Origin of the sequence: Sphingomonas olei, assembly GCF_045369765.1 — a bacterium.
Classification (GTDB): domain Bacteria; phylum Pseudomonadota; class Alphaproteobacteria; order Sphingomonadales; family Sphingomonadaceae; genus Sphingomonas; species Sphingomonas panaciterrae.
This window is the reverse complement of sequence record NZ_JBIQEU010000021.1, coordinates 1-18,695: the sequence shown is the minus strand read 5'-3', so window position 1 is coordinate 18,695 and position 18,695 is coordinate 1. Positions and strand designations below refer to the sequence as shown.

Below are 18,695 nucleotides of genomic sequence, written 5' to 3'. Positions count from 1 at the left end.
CCCAGCCCCTCTGTCCTACGGCTGCATGTTCGCGCTACGTTCCGCGACATGCAGCCAGCCCTTCCCAGCCCGCCCCCGGCGCAGCCCCACCCCGCGGCGCCCGACCCGCTCGCCTTCACCCCCGTCCCCCGCCGCTACCGCCACGATGGCTGGACGGCGGAGCGGCAGCGCGGCTTCATCCACGCGCTCGCCGAAACCGGATCGGTAAAGGCCGCCGCCCGCCGCATCGGCAAGACGACGGAGGGCGCCTATCACATGCGGCGACAGCCGGGCGCCGACAGCTTCCGCGCCGCGTGGGAGGCCGCGCTCGCCAGCGGCGTCCAGCGCCTCACCGATATCGCCATGGAGCGCGCGGTGGAGGGCGTCCCCATCCCCGTCTTCCACAAGGGCGAGCAGGTCGGCGAGCGCCGCTGGTACAATGATCGCCTGCTGATGTTCATGCTGAAGCACCACCAGCCCGATCGCTACAACACCCCCCCGCTCGCCCCCGGCACCCGGCATCCCGAGACGATCGCGCGCGAGGCGGCCAAGCAATGCCCCGTCTGCCGCGAGCGCGCCGAGGCGGATGCGGAGCTTGCCCGAAAGAACGCCTGGCAGGCGGAGTTCGATGACAAGGCCTTCTTCGACAACCTCATCCGCACCTATTACCTGAAGGCCCAGGCCGAGCGCCGCGCCCGCCTCGAGGGCGATATCGCCGCGGCGGACCTGTACCTGCGTCAATTGTCCTTCTTCGAGCTGGTCCTCGAAGGCTGCGGCGTGCGCCACAACCTCATCCAGATGTACCAGAGCGACTACGGCCGCGAACTGCCCATCTACACCGTCGACGCCGAGCCCAGCCGCCTCACCCCCCATCTCGACAGGCTCCGCCGCCAGGCATGGGAGGACGCCGGCGAACCGCCCCGGCTGGAGCTCGACCTTCACCCGAATTGCGACTGGTCGCTCAGCGGCTATTCGGGCGACGCGGCGAAGGAACGCGAATGGGCACGCAAGCGGGCGAAGCGCCTGCTCGCCGAGGGGCAGGCACTGTGGGAGGCAAGCGGGACAGAGGAGAGGTGGGCGGCGTTCAAGGCCGCTTCAGGGCGCTAAGCGCAGCTTGGCAACCGTCGCGGAAGCGGCCCCGGCCGACGGCGCGGCTTTGGGGAGTCTGTTTATGCCGGCTCTCACACTGTTAGGAGCGGTCGCCTCCCAAGATGATTGAGAGTTCACTCGATGTGAGATGCGACCAACCAGTGAGATGGACTGTTAATCGCACTGCAGTTAGACAGGGCACGGCTCCCGGTGGGAGCGATGGGGGTTAAGATGGAAAAGCACGGCAAGCGGTTGACGGAAGTTCACATAGAGAACTTCCTCTCGCTTCGTGATGTTGACCTGGAGTTGCGCCCGCTAAACGTTCTCGTAGGTCCTAATGGAGCTGGAAAGACCAACCTTCTCAAGGCGTTTCAATTCCTAGGAGAAATCGCACGACAGGAGCTACTCCCTGCCGTTCAGAGTGTTGGTGGATATGATAATCTTTTCTATCGTGGTCCAAACCCATCGGGGACCACGATAAAAATTAGCCTAAAAGGTCTCATCACAAAGTACGCGACCGAGAACGCGCCCGACGAGTATAAACTCTCGTTCTGGAGACGCAATTCGCGCCAAATACGGGTTGGAGAGAGAACTCTTCGCACTCCAGAGTTTCTACAGCGTATCGAGGAAATTGTTTTTAAGCGATTTGCTGGCCAAGGGCGACGGATCACCTTGCGCGGTGGCAAAGGCACTGTCGTTACGACAACTGCGTCCGGTCAATCGGGGCCAGAGCAGTCAAAGACGATCGAGATTGAAGGCGGCGCCACCGGCTTAGGCACACTTCGCCGATTTGGTGAGTCTTATGGGTCAAGTGAATGGAATAGCTTCGCTGCTCTCGTCGAGGATCTCAGGCTATTTGAGATCGATGCCGACGCCGCGCGCAGCGCGACAAGCGCATCCGGCGATCGATTGACATCGAAAGCAACGAACGTAGCGGCATTTCTTTACCGCCTCTCTATCGAAGAACCCGATATTCTAGAGCGTATCAAAGACGATGTCCGCAGCGTACTGCCGGGATTTGAGGACTTTGTTTTCACACCTATCGGCGGCGCCCTTGACGCCGTTCGACTCGATTTAAAAGAGCGACATCTAAGAGATACCACCCCCCTCGGACGCGCGTCGTTTGGTACTATTCGAGCTATAGCATTATTTGCGATGCTGAATGATCCAGATCCTCCCGCCCTGACATGTCTCGAAGAAATTGACCATGGCATGCATCCACATGCCTTAGATAGGGTAGTCGACCGACTTAGAACCGCTTCAAACAAAACGCAGATCTTAGTCGCAACCCATTCTCCCGCTTTGGTCAACAGACTTGATCCTTCTGAATTAATCATAGTCGAGCGCGAACCGGAGACTGGCGCGAGCAGGGTTTTTCGACCTTCTCAGCCGATGTTGCACGAACTTAAAGACGAGACAGGCTATGATTTAGGTGAACTTTGGTTTTCGGGTTTGATCGGGGGAGGGCTTTGATGACGAGAACCCTTGCACTCATTTTTGGTGAAAGCTCAAACGACACAGCGGCCCTGAAGCATTTAATTCCCGCCTTGTTACCGGCAAATAAGTCGCCCCACTGCCGCACAGTCCGCGAGCCCGGGACATTGTCAAAAGGAGCGGCCATAAAGAAAAGAGTGGGCGTTGCTCGTGCCATAGCTATCACCGCGAAATATGAGGCTAGAAAACGACCTGTTGTAGTGGTTGCACATGAGGATTGTGACGAATGCGAGGACGCTCATATCGCTCGAATGGACGCCATGAAGGCTGAGCTTAAGAAAGTTGGCGTTGATAAGGTGGTCGCAGCAGCACCAGCATGGGAATTAGAGACATGGTGGATGCTTTTCCCCGAAGCTCTTTGTGAAACCCGAAAATGTTGGCGGCCGATTGATTTCAACAATCGTAAAGTTGGTTCAATAGAGAATGCTAAGGAAGTGCTGACACGTGCACTTCGTCCCGCCGGCAATCACAGCTGCCCAGACTACCAGGAAAGCGACTCTGAGCGGATAGCAGAACAGATCCTTCGACTTGACCTCGGCCGTGATAACGCGCGGATCGCAAGGTCTATGTCGCTTCAATCCTTTAAAAGTGACCTAGAAGCGGCCTTCAATTCATAGAGCGCTTGCGCCGCGGCAAAGCCGCGTCGTCGATCGACACGCCCGGCGGACCCGGGCGGTCGTCGGCCGCGCTTGCGCTGATCCTCGCCTAGCTCGGCGATTGCTGCGCAATCGCCTCCCTAGCCTCGGGCGCTACGCGTCATCCCCCATCCTCAGCGCCGCGATGAACGCCTCCTGCGGGATGCTCACCGAGCCATATTCCCGCATGCGCTTCTTGCCTTCCTTCTGCTTCTCCAGCAGCTTGCGCTTGCGCGTCGCGTCGCCGCCATAGCATTTCGCGGTCACGTCCTTGCGCAGCGCCGCGATCGTCTCGCGCGCGATCACCTTGCCGCCGATCGCCGCCTGGATCGGGATCTTGAACATGTGGCGCGGGATCAGGTCCTTCAGCCGCTCGCACATGCCGCGCCCGCGCGTCTCCGCGGTGCCGCGGTGGACGATCATTGACAGCGCATCGACCGGCTCGTTGTTCACCAGGATGCTCATCTTGACGAGGTCGCCCTCGCGATAGCCGATCTGGTGATAGTCGAAACTGGCATAGCCGCGGCTGATGCTCTTCAGCCGGTCATAGAAATCGAACACCACTTCGTTCAGCGGCAGTTCGTACGTCACCTGCGCGCGCCCGCCGACATAGGTCAGGTTCTTCTGGATGCCGCGGCGGTCCTGACACAGCTTCAGGATGCTGCCGAGATATTCGTCGGGGACGTAGATGGTCGCCTCGATCCACGGCTCGCTGATCATCGCGATCTTGTTGGGATCGGGCATGTCGGCCGGGTTGTGCAGCTCGATCCGCCCGCCATCGTGCGTCAGGTCGATCTCGTACACCACGCTCGGCGCGGTGGTGATCAGGTCCAGGTCATATTCGCGCGTCAGCCGCTCCTGGATGATCTCCAGGTGGAGCAGCCCCAGGAAGCCGCAGCGGAAGCCAAAGCCCAGCGCCGCGCTCGTCTCCATCTCGAAACTGAACGATGCGTCGTTCAGGCGCAGCTTGCTGATCGATTCGCGCAACTTCTCGAAATCGTTGGCATCCACCGGGAACAGCCCGCAGAACACCACCGGCTGCACTTCCTTGAACCCCGGCAGCGCCTCGGCCGCGGGCTTCTTCGCATCGGTCAGCGTGTCGCCGACGCGCGCCTGCGCCACGTCCTTGATCTGCGCGGTGATGAAGCCGATTTCGCCCGGCCCCAGGTCCGCCAGTTGCTCGATCTTGGGGCGGAAACATCCGACGCGGTCCACCAGATGCTGCGTGCCCGCCTGCATGAAGGTGACCTGCTGGCCCTTCTTCAGCACGCCGTCGATCACCCGCACCAGGATGACGACGCCCAGATACGGGTCGTACCATGAATCGACCAGCATCGCCTTCAGCGGCGCGTTGGGATCGCCCTTGGGCGCCGGGATCCGCTCGACGATCGCGTCCAGGATCTCCTCGATGCCGATGCCCGATTTGGCGCTGGCGAGGATCGCGTTCGACGCGTCCAGGCCGATGACGTCCTCGATCTCCTTGCGCACCTTTTCCGGCTCGGCCGCGGGCAGATCGATCTTGTTGATGACGGGCACGATCTCATGGTCATGCTCGATCGACTGGTACACGTTGGCCAGCGTCTGCGCCTCGACGCCCTGCGCCGCGTCGACGACCAGCAACGCGCCCTCGCACGCGGCGAGGCTGCGGCTCACTTCATAGGCGAAATCGACGTGCCCCGGCGTGTCCATCAGATTGAGGACATGGCCCTTCCATTCCAGGCGCACCGTCTGCGCCTTGATGGTGATCCCGCGCTCCTTTTCAATCTCCATGTTATCAAGGACTTGCGCCGACATCTCGCGGTCGGTCAGCCCCCCGGTACGTTGGATCAGCCGGTCGGCCAGCGTCGACTTGCCATGATCGATATGGGCAATGATCGAGAAGTTACGGATCTTGGAAAGCTCGGTCGCCACGGAATTCTGCCAGCTTGAGTGAGTGCCGCGCGCGTTAGCACCTCCCACGCCCATTGCCAAAGCATCCCGCCACCGCGGCGCGCTGAACACCCGGCCGAACGAGCCAAAACACGTTCGTTCAGCCCCGCAAATTTAGCCTCTTGCCCCGCAAAATTTCGTTGATATAAGCCGCCGCCTGTCACCGGCACCTGCCGGTTGGCACCCTGGTCGGGGAATAGCTCAGCCTGGTAGAGCACTGTGTTCGGGACGCAGGGGCCGGAGGTTCGAATCCTCTTTCCCCGACCATTTAACTTTCCATCATCTCTCAAATTGCCGTTTTTCCGGCACACGCCGGTGAGCGGCGCGGGCTCACCGTGCCGCCCCGCTCATCGTACATTCGTGCCCGTCTGCCGAAAGGCACTGTTCTCCTGCCCGGAACGATGGCCTCCCCGTGCCCGTTCCCTCAATAGGCGCCTTAAGCGCCAGGAGACGTGTAGATGCGTAACAAGCTCACGGGGCTCTTTGCTGCCCTCGCCATGACGTTCACCGGAGTTGGTGTAAGCGTCGTCACCACGACCGAGGCGCAAGCCCAGTCGTATCGCGGCGGCGACCGCGCTCATCGCCATTATCGTGGTGACCGCCGTCACTACAAGAAAAGTCCGCGGCGATACTACAACCAGCGCGCCTATCGCGGCTATCGCGATCCGCGGGGCTACCGCAATTACCGCGCCGAGCGGGCGCGGGCCTATCGCCATTACCGTGCCGAGCGCGCCCGCGCCTATTATGGCCGGCCGGGCTATTATTACGATCGCCGCTATCGCTGATTGATCCAGGAGTGATCCGAAAGGGCGGCTGGGTTCACCCAGCCGCCGCCGGCATCGCCAGCCACGGGCCCATCTTGGCTTTCATGCGTTATCCCGGCTCAATCATCCGGGCCGCACGTTGAACCACTTCCTCGTCGCAGAAAGCGAAACTCCCGAAGAGCGTGAAGCGCGGCGCCGCTATGTCGGCAAGAGCGCTGGAGAGACATACGCCGCAACGCTGCGCCAGCTCGCACCGGGCTGTTCGATCGAGTTGGTCGAGCCTGCCGATGAGGGCGCCCCCTCATTCCGGCCGGACGAGCTGAAACGCTATGATGCGGTGTTCCTCTCCGGCTCGCCGCTGCACGTTTACCAGAAGACTCCCGCCGTCGAGCGTCAGTTGGACTTCATGCACGCCGTGTTCCGTGCGGGCACTCCGTCTTTTGGTTCTTGCGCCGGCCTGCAGGTTGCCGTGGCCGCCGCGGGCGGCAGCGTGCGCCCCATGCCGCAGCGCATTGAAGCCGCCATCTCGCGCCGCATCACCCGCACGGCCGCAGGACATGACCATCTCCTGCTGCATGGCCGCGCGCCCACTTGGGATGCGCCAGCGGTACACACCGACGAGGTCGAGCGGCTTCCCGAGGGCGGGATCCATCTCGCCGGCAACGACGTGACCAACGTGCAGGCCGCCGAGATCAGCCACGAACGCGGTATCTTCTGGGGCGTCCAGTATCACCCCGAACTCTCTCTGCGCGAAATTGCCGTTGCCCTGCGCCGGCAGGCAGCGACGCTGATCGAGGCCGGCCTTGCCGAGCAGGAGGAGGACGTGGAGGGCCGGTCCGTCCTGCTGGAACGCTTGCACTACGCGCCTCAGTCACGGTCGCTGCGCTGGATGCTGGACGTGAATGGCGAATTTGCCGACGAGACAGGACGGCGGCGCGAGCTCAACAATTTCATCGCCGCGCTGCCCGCGATCGATCGCAGATAAGCCCGCCACGCTAGGCGGCCATGCCGCGGCGCCAAGGCGGGCGGCTGACCCAAGTGGAAACCCGCATCTACAACGGCCCAGAAACCGATGATGGTCGCGGCGCCGATCGTGCACGTCGGAGTGTCGCACGGGGCCAGATAACAGGTGAGAGACATGCTCCTCGACGAAACCGCCGTCCTCGCCAACGGCAACCACATTCCGCGGCTGGGCCTTGGCACCTGGCAGATCCCCAATGACGACGCGCCCCGGGTGGTCCAGGACGCCATTGCGATGGGCTACCGCCTCATCGATACGGCCCAAGCCTATGAAAACGAGCGTGGCGTCGGCCAGGGCATCCGCGAGAGCGGCGTGGAGCGCGAGCGGCTTTTCGTCACGACCAAGCTCGTCGCGGAGTGCAAGACCTTCGAAGATGCCCGCGAGAAAATCTATGGATCGCTCGACGCCCTGGGTCTCGAATATATCGACCTGATGCTGATCCACAGCCCGCAACCATGGGCGGCCTTTCGCGAAGACGAGCGCTTCTTCGAAGGCAATCTGGAAGCATGGCGCGCCCTCGAAGAGGTTTATGCCAGTGGCACCCTGCGCGCGATCGGCGTGTCGAACTTCGAACCCGCTGATCTCGACAACCTCATCGAATTCGGATCCGTAGCACCGATGGTCAATCAGGTGCTTGCCCATGTCGGCAATACGCCGTTCGACCTGATCGACTATTGCCGCGCCCGCAACATCCTGGTCGAAGCTTATTCCCCCGTCGCGCACGGGGCTGCACTGCAGAGCAGCAAGCTGGCGGCCATGGCGGACGATTACGGCGTCACCGTCGCGCAATTATGCATTCGCTACTGCCTGCAGCTCGATCTCGTTCCGTTGCCCAAGACGGCCAACATCATCCACCTGCGTGACAATGCCGACGTCGATTTCGTCATTTCGGAAGAAGACATGACGAAATTGAAGGGTGCCACGGACGAGATCGACTATAGCGAGGCAGCACGCTTTCCGGTTTTCGGAAGGAAGCGCGTTTAGCGCGGGCAGCATGGCGCCAAACGCGCCAACTCAATTCACGCGGCGCGGCGCCCCCGTCCAGCGGCACGTGCCGACATGAACGGAGAGTGCCGCCGAGGAAGCCAAGCGGCAAACCGAACACCCGCCAGGTTTATTCCGCGCCTGCGGCCGCCGCCATCGGCTTGCGATAATCGAGCGCCGGCGCACGATCGCCCAGCAGCGCCTCATATTTCCAGTCGGCACCGCGCAGCTTCACCAACTCCGCCTTGGCCTCGGCCAGCACCTGCGGGCTGCGGAACAGCTCGGCCGCGGTCAGCGCGATCGTCTTGGCCGCGACCACGCCGCCCTTGGCGCCGATCGAATTGCCCGATGCGGCGACCGCCTGCCAGCTGTGCGCCGGCGTGCCCGGCACCCAGGTCGCCGTGCCAAGACCGACGGTCGGCGTGACCCAGCTGATATCCGACACGTCGGTCGATCCGCCGCCATCGCCGCGCCAGATCTCACCGACCTCGGCCGCGCTGGTCAGCGGCTTCTGCGCCGGCAGCGTCTTCTGGATCGTGGCGGCCCATTCGCGTTCCTGCGGGGTCCATTTCGGCGCGCCGACCGCGGCGAGATTGCGGTGCATCACGGCCGCCAGCGTATCGTTGCCAAGCATCGAATAGACGCCGCCGGTCGCCTCGAACTCCTGCGTCGTGCCGGTCGCGATCGCCGCGCCCTCGGCGGCCTTCTGCACCCGCGCCATCACCGATTTGACCACCGCGGGATCGGTATGGCGGACGTAATAATAGCTCTCGGCAAAGTCGGGCACGACATTGGGCGCCTCGCCGCCATTGGTCACGACATAATGGATGCGCGTCGACATCGGGATATGTTCGCGCAGGTAATTGACCGCGACGTTCATCACCTCGACGCCGTCCATCGCGGAACGGCCCTTGTCGGGGGCAGCCGAGGCGTGCGCGCTGAGCCCGCGGAAACGGAACTTGCCCGAGATATTCGCCTGGCTCTTGCCCACGCTGACGCTGTTGGAATCGCCCGGATGCCAGTGAAGCGTCGCATCGACATCGTCGAACAGCCCCGCGCGGACCATATAGACCTTGCCCGAGCCACCTTCCTCGGCCGGGGTGCCGTAGATGCGCAGCTCGCCCGCCACCTTGTTGGCGACCATCCAGTCCTTGATCGCCAGCGCCGCCGTGACGCTCGCCGCGCCGAAGATGTTGTGGCCGCAGGCATGGCCGGCAACCTTGCCGGGGATCACCTGCTTCTCGGGCGCGGTGGTCTGCGCGAGGCCCGGCAGCGCGTCGAATTCCGCCAGCACCGCTATCACCGGGCCCTGGCCGTTCTTGAACGAGGCGACGAACGCGGTCGGCATCCCCGCCACGCCCGGCGTCACGGTGAAGCCACCTTTCTTCAGCTGCGCCTGAAGCAACCCGGAGCTTTTCGTCTCCTGATAGCCGACCTCCGACAGGTCCCAGATCGCCTTGGCGGTGGCGGCCAGCGCATCGCCGCGGCCGTCGACATTGGCGATGATCGCGCCACGCTGCGCATCGGGCAGCGCCGTTGCCAGAGCCTGGGCCTGTGCCTGTGCCTGTACCTGTGCTGGGGCCTGGGCCTGGGCGGCGACGGGCAACAGCGCGGTCGCGCTCAACAACAGGCTGGCAATGCGCATCATAAGCGATCCTTGGGTCTGATGGTTGGTGAGGTCGGGCGCGCTTACTTCACCCCGATCGCGGCCGCATCGGGGCGGCGGGAATCGGCGGCGCCGAGGAAACGCGTGCCCTCGACCATGATCGACTGGGTGCTGCCCATCGTGTTCGACGGCCGCACCTTGTGCCCGCGCGCCTCGAGCATCGGAATGATGTCGGGCGAGAAGCCTTCCTCCAGCTCCAGCGGAGCGTCCCCGCCACCCTGGTTCACGCGCGGCCGCTGCGCCGCTTCGGCGACGTTGAGGCCGTGATCGAGGACGTTGGACAACAGCTGAACCATCGTCGCGATGATGTATCCGCCGCCCGGCGTGCCGGTGACCAGCCAGGGCTTTTCATCCTTGAACACGATGATCGGCGTGATCGTCGATCCGACGCGCTTGCCCGGCACCGGCAGCGTCGCCTTGTCGTCGCCCTTGCGGCCCCAGGCGAGATTGCCCAGCGAATTGTTGAGCAGCACGCCAGTCCCCGGCGCGACGACATGCGCGCCATAGGATGCCGACAGCGTATAGGTGTTGCTCACCGCATTGCCGGCCGCGTCGGCGATCGAATAATGCGTCGTGTCCTGGCTTTCATAGGGGTAGGGATTGCCGTCGGCGGCTTCCTTCGCCCCCATCGCCCGATCGGGGCGGATCAGCTTGGCGCGTTCGGCGGCATAGCCCCTGGACGCAAGCCCCTTGGTCGGGGAGCGCCAGTCCGGCCCGCCACCCACCAGGCGGCGATCGGCCGATACCAGCTTCATCGTTTCGGACAGCAGGTGAAGGTTCGCCACCGATCCCCAGCGCTGCTCGCGCACGGGGAAGGTTTCGAGAATGTTCATCGCCTCCGCGACGCTAACGCCCGACGCGGTCGGCGGCATGTACGCGATCTTCTGCCCGCGATAGCTGGACCAGATCGGCGCCGAGACGATGGCCTTGTAGCTGGCCAGATCCCTGGCATCGATCACGCCGCCGCCGGCCTTGATCCCGGCGGCGAGCCGCTGGGCGAGCGGGCCGGTGTAGAAACCGTCGCGGCCCTTGGCGGCGATCACCTTCAGCGTGGCGGCAAGATCGGGCTGCTTCCACAGCTCGCCGGGCGCATAGGCGCTGCCGTCGGGCTTGAAGAACATCGCCAGCGCGGCGGGATCATCGGCCATCGCGTCCTTCTGATCGGCGTTGGCCTTCGCCTCGTCGTCGGACAGGATGACGCCCTGTTCCGCCATCGCGATCGCCGGGGCGATCAGCGTGCCCCACGGCATCGAGCCGAAACGCTTGTGCGCTTCCCACAGGCCCGCGACGGTGCCGGGGATGGCCACGCCCTTCATCGAATAGCCCTTGGCCGGATCGAAACGGCCATTGGCGCCCAGCAGCAGGTCCGGCTTGGTATGGCGGCTGGCCTGGCCGTAATAATCGATCGCAATGTCCTGCGCCGGCTTGCCGTCCTTGGCGGCCATATGGACCAGCATATAGCCGCCGCCGCCGATGTTGCCCGCGCGCGGCAGGGTGACGGCGAGCGCGAAGCCCATCGCGACCGCCGCGTCGACGGCATTGCCGCCCTTGCGCAGGATTTCCGCACCGACCTTCGATGCGATCACATTCTGGCTGACGACCATGCCCCCGCGGCCGATCACCGGCTTGTGGATCTGGTCATAGGCGACGATGTCGCCGCCGGTTCCGGTGCGGGGGGGCGGTGCCCCCTCCTGCGCCAGAAGCGGTGTGGCAAGCGCGAGAAGCGCGGCGGCGGTGGCGAAACGGCGCATCAGAAGGTCGACCGCAGGTTGGCGTACCAGTAGCGCGAATAGGGCGTGTAGAGCGAGCCCAGGAACCCGTTCGTCGCCAGCGGCGGTTGCTTGTCGGTCAGGTTGCGCACGCCGATGCGGAAACGGTGCTGCCCCTCGCCCCGGCTGCGGTCGCCGAACTCCACCTGGCCATACAGGTTGATCGTGGTGCGCCCGTCGACCCGCCACGGCACGCCGTTCACGGTGCCGTCGGTGTCGTAGACATCGCTCGTATAGCTGGTGAAGGTGCCGACCTGGAACGGCCCGGCGGACCAGGTCAGCGATCCGGTGACGCGCCATTCCGGCTTCCCGTTCTGGCGCACCAGCTCACCCCCGTCGACGATCACGATATCGCGGTTGATCGTGCCGGCGGCACGCGCGTCGATCAGTGTCTGCACGCCGGGCGAGGGCGTCAGGAAATAGGATTTCAGATAGGCCGCGTTGACGTTGGCGACGATCCGGCCGATCCCGAAATCGCGCACCCGCCAGTTGATCCCGAAGTCCCAGCCCGACACGCTCTGCGGCTGAAGGTTCTGATACTGGTCGTTGACGAACTGCACGCGGCCGACCGGCGCGATGCCGCTGCCGTTGAACAGCGCGATGTCGTCCGCGGTGGGGGCGCTGCGGATGACGTTCGCATCGCTCGACCCGCCGACACGCAGCAGGTAATCGTTGATGAGGGCATTGGCCTCACCAAAGATGCCGACGATGTCGCGCTGCTTGATGTTCCAATAGTCGGCGGTCAACGTGATCCGGCCCACCGCATCGTCGAGGAACGTCGGCTGAAGGACGACGCCGGCGGTCCAGTTGGTCGACTGTTCCGGCTTCAGATTGGGGTTGCCGGCGCGCTGTGCGGTGGTGGCGAAGCTCTGCGTGCAATTGGTGAAGGAGCTGATCGCCCCGGTGCGCAGCTGCGCCTCGCAGCGGATCGGATCGAGCCGGGTGTTGGACCGGGTGACGAGCTGGGCGTTGACCTGTTCCAGGTTCGGCGCACGGAAGCTTTCGGCATAGGAACCGCGCAGGCGGATGCCCGAGACGACATCCCAGGCGGCGGCGATCTTCGGCTTGGCGACCGAGCCGGCGTCCGAATAATGTTCAAACCGCCCGGCCAGCTGGAATTCGAGGCGATTGACCAGCGGAATGTTCATGTCCGGCGAGATCACCGGGACGGCGGCCTCGACATAGGCGCCAAAGACGTTGCGACTGCCGCGGGTGTCGGGCGAGTTGCTGGTGCCGACGAGGTCCGACGGATTGACGAAGCCGGTTACGCTGTCGCGGAACTGGATGGTGCCGTCGACGCGCGGATCGCGATCGTCGAGCTGCGTCTCGCGCCGCCCCTCGATGCCGAAGGCGATGCCAAGGTTGCCGGCGGGCAGCGCCAGCAGGTCAGCCTTCGACCCCTTGAGGTCGGCGAGTGCCAGCGTCGCCTTGCTGCGGCGCGTGGTGTTGATGCGGATCGCGTCGATCGCCGCCTGGTTCGACAGCGTCGTGTCGGCGAGGCTGGGCGAGCCGAGGTTGCCGCCGTTGAACGGATTGTACGCATCCGGCGTCGACAGGCCGAGCTGGCGCTGCAGCAGGGTGGCGCTGATGCCGGTCGAGGTGTCGGTAACGGTCGCTTCCGAATAGAGCGCCGCACTTTCGAAATCGATGCCGAACAGGTTGAAGCGGACACCGGCCAGCGCACGCCATTGTTCATTGTCGACGTCGACGATGTTGGGGCCGAAGTCGGAGAAGTTATAGCTGGTCAGCGTGACGTCGAGGCCACCCGCCGGCGTGTTCAGGCCGGGGATGCGCCCCGCGCTACCCACTGCGCCGAACGGATTGTAGTAATTGCTGGCCGGAATCACGATCGGCCCCGCGGCGAGCGTGCCCGGCGAGCTCTGGATGCTGTTGGTCGTCGCGCGATAATAAGCCGCCTCGCCGAACACCTCCAGCGTGTCGGTCAGCTCGTAATTGCCGTTGGCGAACAGATTGTAGCGTTCGACCTTGGGCAGGATCGTCCGGTTGTACGCGCGGGTCTGGTCGAAGCGCAGGTTGCGATCGCCCAGTGCGGTGTTGTTGCCATCGTCGATACAGATCGCCGCGTTCGACGGGACACCCGCGGTGCAGCCGCCGTTGGTGGTGGGCTGGATGTGGAACACGCCGGCCGCGCTGGTCACGAGCGCGCCGGTGGTGCCGCTGCCCTGCCGCACCGGTACGCCGCCGCGGGTGGTGAACACGCCCCAGGGCGTGATCGTCGAGCGGCCGTCGATCAGCGTCAGCCCCTCCAGCGCGGTGCCGACGAACAACGGGCTCTTGTCGTCCGAGGCGGTATAATCCTGGTCCGCGGCGCGCATCATGGTGCGCGACTCCCGCGAGGCGAAGATCGTGATGTTGCCGCGATCGCCCAGCCGGGTGCCGGCGAGCAGGTTCAGGTTGGTTTCGAGCAGGTTGGTGTCTTCGCCGAAGCCGACCTGGCCCTCCATCTGGACGCCCTGGAAGTCCTTCTGCAGCACGGTGTTGACCACGCCGGCGACCGCGTCAGAGCCGTAGATCGCGGCCGCGCCGTCACGCAGCACTTCCAGCCGCTCGATGCCGAATGCGGGGATGGTGTTGCTGTTGACGGTCAGCACGGGGACGAGATTCTCGTTCGCGCGGCTGGTCGGGTGATTGACGACGCGGCGGCCGTTCAGCAGCACCAGCGTGTTGCCGACGCCCAGGTTGCGCAGGTTCACCGAGCCAACGTCGCCGCGCGCCGCGTTCGAGCTGTTAGGCAGATAGCTGGCGTTGAACGTCACGTCGCCCAGCTGCGGGATCGAACGCAGCAGTTCGTCGCCCGAGGTCGCGCCAATCGCCGCGATATCCTCCTGGCCCACGACCGTGACCGGCAGCGCCGCGGCCACCGAGCTGCCGCGGATCTGACTGCCTACGACGACAATATCATCGGCCGGCGCGACCGGATCGCCCTGCACGGCGGCTTCGACGGCCTGGGTTGCGGCGGTATTGTCCGACGAGGGCGCGGGCTGGCTTTGCGCAAGGGCGGAGCTGCTGATGATTATTGAAGCCGATGCCGTGGTTGCCAGAAAAAACCCGCGTGTGATCACCGATACACCCCCTGATATTTTGTGATTGGACCCTCCCCCCGGAGGATCCTCGAGCCGCATGGGCTAGGGCCATGTCGCCGCACTGCGCGTTGCGGTCTAGGCTGAAAAAGCCATTTCGTTGCGACTGATGCAAAGCAGCAACATTTAAGTTGCGCACGACGAGAGGTGACTATGCTGAAATATCAGAATCTTAGGATGCGCACGGCGCATTGAAGGCGTTGTACGGCCACTCATAGGTTACAAAAATTATGAGACGCGAAGGGTCTCTTTTCTGCACAGAGCGACAATCCTGCCTCTGAAATCAATAGGTTGATCGAATAGGGGCATAGATTCAGGCGATGGGTCGCGACTTTGTGCGCAGGCGATCGACAGTGCGTCCTGGTCGTGCGGCCGGCGCGATCAAGTTCGACGACGCCACAACACTAGGCACGATGTGACTGCCGTCGTCCGCTTCGTCCTGCCGTTCACAATCCTTTTCGAACGTGAAACCCTTCTCGATTTTAGCGATCCCGACCACTGCACACCTGTTGGGTCATGGATAAGGGTATCTCGCACGCGCCCTCCCGGCGGCAGCGCGCTATGATCAGCGCCGTCCGATCCTGGATCATGTCGGGTTGAAAGAGTTGCGCGATGACCAACCCTCATCCCGATGCCCATCATAAGGCAGTCCGCAGCCGCTCCGATGAGCCCGCGGCCGCAATCGATCCTGTATGCGGCATGACGGTTGATCCCGCCAAAACTACGCATCATGCCGAGCATCAGGGCAAGGCCTACTACTTCTGCAGTGCGGGTTGCCGGGCCAGGTTCGTCGCCGATCCGAACGCGTTTCTGGGCAACAAACCGTTCCCCGCGCCGAGCGCCACGCCCGCCGCGATGTGGACCTGCCCGATGCATTCGGAGATCCGCCAGCAAGGACCGGGGACATGCCCGATCTGCGGCATGGCGCTCGAACCGGAGGAGCCGTCGCTGGACGACCGCCCGAACCCTGAGCTGGTGGATTTCACCCGGCGGCTGTGGGTTGCCGGTGTCTTGACCGTGCCGCTGCTCCTCGTCTCGATGATTGCGGATATGCTGGGCCTGCGCATCGTCAGCCCGGCCATGTCGCCCTGGGTCCAACTCGGGCTCACTGCCCCGATCGTCCTGTGGGCCGGCGCGCCGTTCTTCCAGCGTGGCTTGCAGTCGATCCGGACCCGCCACCTCAACATGTTCACCCTGATCTCAATGGGTGTGGGGACGGCGTTCGTTTACAGCCTGGTGGCAACGCTTGCCCCAGGCATATTCCCCGACACCTTCCGGACGCACGCAGGCATGGTGCCCGTCTATTACGAAGCGGCCGGCGTCGTGGTGACGCTGGTGCTGCTTGGCCAGGTGCTGGAGCTGCGCGCCCGCGCCGCGACGGGTCGGGCAATCCGTGCGCTGATGGACCTTACGCCCAAGACCGCACATCGCATTGGCGCCGATGGATCGGAAGCAGAAGTCAGCCTTGCCGAAGTGGCCGCGGGCGATCGGCTGCGCGTCCGTCCGGGCGAATCGATCCCCGCCGACGGCGTGGTTCTGGAGGGCCACTCCTCCGTCGACGAGTCCATGCTCACCGGAGAACCAGGCCCGGTGCCCAAGGAGCCCGGCGCGCCCGTCACCGGAGGTACGGTCAACACCACCGGCAGCCTGATCATGACGGCCCGTGCGGTGGGCGCCGATACGATGCTGGCGCGGATCGTGCGGATGGTCGCGGAGGCGCAGCGCAGCCGCGCGCCGATCCAGGCAGTCGCGGATCGCGTGTCCGGCTGGTTTGTGCCGCTCGTCGTGCTCATTGCGATTGCAACCTTCGTGGTCTGGTCACTGCTCGGCCCGGCGCCGCGCATGGGCCACGCACTGCTGAACGCGATCGCCGTCCTGGTAATCGCCTGCCCGTGCGCCCTCGGGCTCGCCACGCCCATGTCGATCATGGTCGGCACCGGCCGGGGCGCCCGGGCTGGCGTGCTGGTGAAGAATGCCGAAGCCCTGCAAGCATTCGAAAAGGTTGATACGCTGGTCATCGACAAGACCGGTACGCTGACCGAGGGCAAGCCGGCGCTGGTCGCCGTCGAGCCCGTCAACCCCTTCAGCGAAGCCGAGCTGCTGGCGCTTGCCGCTGCGGTGGAGGCCCAGTCGGAGCATCCGCTCGCCCATGCGATCGTAACGGCTGCCGCCACGCGAGGGCTGACGATGACCAAGGTCCAGGACTTTGCCTCGCAAACCGGCCTGGGGGTAAGCGCTAATGTCGGCGGGCGTACCGTGGTGGTCGGCAATGCCGCACAGATGAAACGAGCTGGGGCAGACCCTGCCCCGCTGGACGAGGTCGCCGATCGGCACCGCCGCGATGGCGCTGGCGTCATGCTGGTCGCGGTGGATGGGCGGCTGGCCGGGCTCCTCGCAGTGGCCGATCCCGTCCGCCCGGCGGCACGGGGGGCGATCGCCGCGCTCCGCCACAGCGGACTGCGCGTCGTCATGCTCACGGGCGACAATCAGATCACGGCCGAGGCCGTGGGGCGCGCGGTAGGGGGGCTCGACGATATCCGCGCCGATCTGAAGCCCGAGGACAAGGCGCGCATCGTCGGCGAGTTGAAGGCGAGCGGCCATCGGGTGGCGATGGCCGGCGACGGGATCAACGACGCCCCTGCCCTCGCCGCGGCCGATGTGGGGTTGGCGATGGGCACAGGAACCGACGTGGCGATCGAGAGCGCCGGCATGACGCTGACTCGCGGCGACCTGTCCGCCATCGTCCGCGCCCGCAAGCTGGCACATGCCACGATGCGCAACATTCGACAGAACCTGTTCTTTTCCTTTGTGTTCAACGGGATCGGCGTGCCGGTCGCGGCGGGCGTGTTGTACCCGGTTGCAGGCATCCTGCTCTCCCCGATGCTGGCTGGCGCAGCGATGGCGCTGTCGTCTTTCACCGTCGTGCTGAACGCGCTCCGCCTGAACGCGGTGAAGCTGTAAGTTCTGCTCTCCATCGCACCACGGCATGCCGTGCCGCTCAGGTTGACGCGCTTTGGATCCAGCGGCCAAGCTCCATCTTGTGGGGATCAATCTTTCACTCGGGGAGGCGCGACGGATCGCGCTTGCGGCCCAGGGCTTCGGCATCTCTCGTCCAGCGCGGCCAGGCGCGAGCCGAGTGCGTGGCACGCTCGGTCGCCTGGGGCTCTTCCAGATCGACAGCGTCAACGTGCTCGTCAGAGCACATTATCTGCCAGCCTTCTCGCGCCTTGGCCCTTACGATCGAGAGGCGATCGCGCGTGACGCGTGGGGGCCGATGCGGCAGCGGCGCATGTTTGAATATTGGGCGCATGAGGCCTCGCTGCTTCCGCTCGACCTGCACCCTCTACTGCGCTGGCGCATGGCCCGCGCCGAACGGGGCGAGATCGGATACCAAGGGCTCCGGCGCTTTGCTGTCGAGCGAAGGGCGGAGGCTCAGGCGGTGCTCGATCGCATAACCGCGGAGGGGCCCATGACCGCGGCCGACTTCGAAAACGGATCGAGCAAGAGCGGCTGGTGGGAATGGAGCCACACCAAGCACGCACTCGAATGGCTGTTCTGGGCCGGCAAGATCACCACCGCGACACGCCGCAGCAGCTTCGCCCGTGTCTATGACTTGCCCGAGCGCGTTCTGCCCACGGCTGTTCTGGACCTTCCCACGCCCGACCCGGCGAGCGCGCAGCAAGCCTTGATCGCGCGCAGCGCGCAGGCACTGGGTGTTGCGACGGCCGCGGACCTGCGCGATTATTTTCGCCTGAAACCCGAAGAGGCGGACCATGCCATCGCGGCCGAAGCAGAAGCAGGCACGCTCATCCCGGTTCGGGTAGAGGGCTGGAGCCAAAGGGCGTGGATGCACCGCGACGCCCCCACGCCGCGCAGCGTGCGCGCCGCCTCGCTGCTGGCACCGTTCGACCCCTTGATCTGGGAGCGGAGCCGCGCGGAGCGGTTGTTCGGCTTTCGCTATCGCATCGAGATCTACGTACCGCCGGAGAGGCGGACGCATGGCTATTACGTCCTCCCCTTCCTCATGGACGAGGCACTCGTCGCCCGTGTGGACCTGAAGGCAGATCGCCAGGCTGGCATGCTCCTGGCGCACCGTGTGACCATCGAGCCTGGCGCCCCTGCAGAAACCCTCGAGCGATTGGCTCACGAACTTGAGCAACTCGCCGCATGGCTCGGGCTGAATGGCGTGTCAATCGGCGTCCAAAAAGGACCCCCTATCGGCGTCCAAAAGGGACCCCCTTCGTCGAGCAGCGTTACGGGTATG

General features: G+C 64.5%; 13 protein-coding genes and 1 tRNA gene. 10 read left to right on the top strand and 4 right to left on the bottom strand.

All coding sequences use genetic code 11. From position 1 onward, the window contains the following. Positions 1-48 precede the first annotated feature (48 nt). The 3 genes from ACH0BU_RS15720 (at position 49) to ACH0BU_RS15710 (ending at position 3,179) form a co-directional block, all read left to right on the top strand. Positions 49-1,086, top strand: coding sequence for a hypothetical protein (locus ACH0BU_RS15720; RefSeq protein WP_314470176.1), 1,038 nt, complete (start codon positions 49-51; stop codon positions 1,084-1,086). A gap of 213 nt (positions 1,087-1,299) precedes the next feature. Beyond that, complete coding sequence (locus ACH0BU_RS15715; RefSeq protein WP_296220098.1) at positions 1,300-2,541, top strand: AAA family ATPase; 1,242 nt, start codon at positions 1,300-1,302, stop codon at positions 2,539-2,541. After that, a complete protein-coding gene (locus tag ACH0BU_RS15710) occupies positions 2,541-3,179 on the top strand; it encodes a hypothetical protein (RefSeq protein ID WP_296220100.1) in 639 nt (212 codons plus the stop codon). The genes ACH0BU_RS15715 and ACH0BU_RS15710 overlap by 1 nt, the downstream gene beginning before the upstream one ends. Positions 3,180-3,311: 132 nt before the next feature. Here ACH0BU_RS15710 and lepA read toward each other — a convergent pair whose 3' ends face one another. Next, positions 3,312-5,108 (bottom strand): translation elongation factor 4, encoded by a 1,797-nt coding sequence (gene lepA / locus ACH0BU_RS15705; RefSeq protein ID WP_296220104.1) that lies wholly within the window; start codon positions 5,106-5,108, stop codon positions 3,312-3,314. Between the two features lie 208 nt (positions 5,109-5,316). On the opposite strand from lepA, the gene ACH0BU_RS15700 reads away from it, so the two are divergent. The 4 genes from ACH0BU_RS15700 to ACH0BU_RS15685 all read left to right on the top strand — a co-directional run bounded on the left by ACH0BU_RS15700 (position 5,317) and on the right by ACH0BU_RS15685 (position 7,895). Continuing rightward, a tRNA-Pro gene (locus tag ACH0BU_RS15700) sits at positions 5,317-5,393 on the top strand. Positions 5,394-5,584: 191 nt separating this feature from the next. Next, positions 5,585-5,911, top strand: coding sequence for a hypothetical protein (locus ACH0BU_RS15695; protein WP_082103145.1), 327 nt, complete (start codon positions 5,585-5,587; stop codon positions 5,909-5,911). A gap of 118 nt (positions 5,912-6,029) precedes the next feature. Then, the gene (locus tag ACH0BU_RS15690) at positions 6,030-6,875 is read left to right on the top strand and encodes a type 1 glutamine amidotransferase (RefSeq protein ID WP_500264285.1); all 846 of its coding nucleotides are present in this window, start codon (positions 6,030-6,032) and stop codon (positions 6,873-6,875) included. A gap of 153 nt (positions 6,876-7,028) precedes the next feature. Then, positions 7,029-7,895, top strand: coding sequence for an aldo/keto reductase (locus tag ACH0BU_RS15685; RefSeq protein WP_296220109.1), 867 nt, complete (start codon positions 7,029-7,031; stop codon positions 7,893-7,895). A 130-nt stretch (positions 7,896-8,025) separates the two neighbouring features. Here the strand turns inward: ACH0BU_RS15685 and ACH0BU_RS15680 are convergent, their stop codons facing one another. From ACH0BU_RS15680 to ACH0BU_RS15670, 3 genes are read right to left on the bottom strand one after another with little or no spacing between them, the layout of a single operon-like run. Then, on the bottom strand, positions 8,026-9,543 hold the full coding sequence (locus tag ACH0BU_RS15680; protein WP_296220113.1) for an amidohydrolase: 1,518 nt from the start codon (positions 9,541-9,543) through the stop codon (positions 8,026-8,028). A 41-nt stretch (positions 9,544-9,584) separates the two neighbouring features. Further along, positions 9,585-11,312, bottom strand: coding sequence for a gamma-glutamyltransferase (gene ggt, locus ACH0BU_RS15675; RefSeq protein WP_296220116.1), 1,728 nt, complete (start codon positions 11,310-11,312; stop codon positions 9,585-9,587). After that, on the bottom strand, positions 11,312-14,281 hold the full coding sequence (locus ACH0BU_RS15670) for a TonB-dependent receptor domain-containing protein (protein WP_296220118.1): 2,970 nt from the start codon (positions 14,279-14,281) through the stop codon (positions 11,312-11,314). Before ACH0BU_RS15670 ends, ggt begins: the two co-directional genes overlap by 1 nt. A gap of 31 nt (positions 14,282-14,312) precedes the next feature. Here ACH0BU_RS15670 and ACH0BU_RS15665 point away from each other — a divergent pair, with 31 nt between their 5' ends. The 3 genes from ACH0BU_RS15665 to ACH0BU_RS15655 form a co-directional block, all read left to right on the top strand. Further along, positions 14,313-14,438, top strand: coding sequence for a hypothetical protein (locus ACH0BU_RS15665; RefSeq protein WP_296220120.1), 126 nt, complete (start codon positions 14,313-14,315; stop codon positions 14,436-14,438). 692 nt (positions 14,439-15,130) lie between these two features. Continuing rightward, complete coding sequence (locus ACH0BU_RS15660) at positions 15,131-17,392, top strand: heavy metal translocating P-type ATPase (RefSeq protein ID WP_296220126.1); 2,262 nt, start codon at positions 15,131-15,133, stop codon at positions 17,390-17,392. Between the two features lie 79 nt (positions 17,393-17,471). Then, positions 17,472-18,695 (top strand): winged helix-turn-helix domain-containing protein (locus tag ACH0BU_RS15655; RefSeq protein ID WP_500264284.1); only part of this gene is annotated, 1,224 nt, incomplete at its 3' end.